This is a genomic window from Ochrobactrum sp. SFR4, assembly GCF_019730395.1.
Classification (GTDB): domain Bacteria; phylum Pseudomonadota; class Alphaproteobacteria; order Rhizobiales; family Rhizobiaceae; genus Pseudochrobactrum.
In genome coordinates this window covers 1-251 of the sequence record NZ_JAAPBB010001076.1, presented here as the reverse complement: position 1 = coordinate 251, position 251 = coordinate 1, and the positions used below count along the sequence as shown (strand labels likewise).

Below are 251 nucleotides of genomic sequence, written 5' to 3'. Positions count from 1 at the left end.
AATGGTCAAACCATCAACGCAAAAGCCACACCAATGGCCGGTACTTCAACGGTGGAAATGAACGGATCCGCAGACTGGATTGCAGCCATAGCTGAAGCCAAAGCACTACAAATTGGCGACTATCAATTTACATCCGCTCAGTCTCAAACCGCAATGCAGGAGCTAAAATCCTGCTATGCGAGCCTGCAAGGCAAATAAAAAGGCAACAGACTTACATCTGCTGCCTTTGAAAACTTCTGATTATTCAACGG

The 251-nt window shown here is 46.2% G+C and carries 1 protein-coding gene; it reads left to right on the top strand.

What is annotated here, in order from left to right; all coding sequences use genetic code 11:
- Positions 1 to 198, top strand: a 198-nt coding sequence (locus HBA93_RS22360; protein WP_221724701.1) for a hypothetical protein, incomplete at its 5' end; no start/stop codon positions are given.
- Positions 199 to 251: the final 53 nt, after the last annotated feature.